This is a genomic window from Roseateles sp. P5_E11, from assembly GCF_054049355.1.
In genome coordinates this window covers 1-975 of the sequence record NZ_JBFUMO010001074.1, presented here as the reverse complement: position 1 = coordinate 975, position 975 = coordinate 1, and the positions used below count along the sequence as shown (strand labels likewise).

Annotated in this window: 2 protein-coding genes; one reads left to right on the top strand and one right to left on the bottom strand. The window is 61.5% G+C overall.

The features are described from left to right. Positions 1–198 precede the first annotated feature (198 nt). Positions 199–564, bottom strand: coding sequence for a hypothetical protein (locus ACXJKR_RS33490; RefSeq protein ID WP_457326534.1), 366 nt, complete (start codon positions 562–564; stop codon positions 199–201). A gap of 19 nt (positions 565–583) precedes the next feature. On the opposite strand from ACXJKR_RS33490, the gene ACXJKR_RS33485 reads away from it, so the two are divergent. Then, positions 584–835, top strand: a complete 252-nt coding sequence (locus tag ACXJKR_RS33485) for a hypothetical protein (RefSeq protein ID WP_457326533.1) — start codon at positions 584–586, stop codon at positions 833–835. Positions 836–975 lie beyond the last annotated feature (140 nt).

Below are 975 nucleotides of genomic sequence, written 5' to 3'. Positions count from 1 at the left end.
CCGCTTTAAAAAAGCGACCGGCGACCTTTGCTGGACTGGCTGTCTGGCGCCAGCGCTCCATGGGCTGGCATTCAAGACCTCCAGCGCCCGGATCGTCCTATCGGAGCTGTCTCGCTCTTCCTGAGACATTGGGCGGGTCGCGCAGCCGCTCAACACCGACGCGGCCAAGAAAAGCGCAATCCTCATGGTGGGTCTCCCTTAGCCAAGAAGCCTCTTCAGCCGCTCCAGGAGCTGGCGCTCGGACTCCGTTACTGGTGTGTCGATCTTCGTGCCCGGCTCGAAGTCGGGCAGCAGGAGGTGCCATGCCGGCACGCTGCAGGCCTGCGCGATTTCGTCAATTGTCTCCAGCGTGGCGTTGCCGCCTTTCGTGATGCGGTCGATCAGTCTCACGTCAAGCCCCCTTGAAATGGCCCAGTTCCGCACGCTGTCTGTCCCGATCAGCTTTCGGATGTTGGCGGCCAGTATTGCACGGGGGGTCAGGGGCTCCATAGTTGTAACTGTGCCATCACTCCAGGCAATGGGTTGGACATGGAAGGCGCGAGAAAGTTCTTGCGCGTTGGACATGAATGTCTCAGAATGAGGCATGCGCACTCTCACTGAAATCAAAGCGAGTCTCGCGGCGGCCAACGTCCAAGAGGTCGCCCGCCGCAGCGGGGTCAATGCCAAGACCTTGTATCGCATCACGAACAGCCCTCCTGACAAGCAGTACGAGCCGAGCGTGGTGACGGCCCAGGCGATCAGTGAAGGCCTCGACGCGATTGAGCGGGAAGCCAAGCGCAAGACCACCAAGGTCAAGCCCTCCGGCCGTCCTGCTGAAGAACATCAGGAGGCATGAGCCATGAGCACCGACCGCATGGCAGATGCGGCCCGCCAGCCATGCGCCGAGTTCATCGGCTCTCCTAGGCACGCTGGACCCACGGGGCAAGTTCCAGAGCAAGCAAGCGGCCCTCTGACCAATCTGCCTAGCCGCTTTCC